General features: G+C 33.5%; 1 protein-coding gene. It reads left to right on the top strand.

Annotation, left to right across the window (positions count from 1 at the left end; genetic code table 11):
- On the top strand, nucleotides 1-223 hold a 223-nt coding region (locus SB775_RS31620; RefSeq protein WP_410865241.1), incomplete at its 5' end, for a hypothetical protein.
- Nucleotides 224-254: the final 31 nt, after the last annotated feature.

The following is a 254-nucleotide window of genomic DNA, read 5'->3' on the forward strand; positions in this document are numbered from 1 at the left end:
AGTTATTACCAAAAGGCATTTCCAAAATGATTACCACAAACATTTTTCAAAAGTGCACCGTACACTTTTTTACGCTACTGTTATTTCAATTAAACCAGTAATCATTGTAATAAATGTAGATTTCCCGATACCAGATGATCCCGTATCAACAATCATAATGTCTTATTCTTTATTTAGAACTTACTTTGCGGTTTATAACAGCAACCCTGTCACTCGCCCTTAATAGCGCGGATACATTTACTTTAAATGAACCT

It is taken from the genome of Peribacillus sp. SIMBA_075, assembly GCF_046534585.1.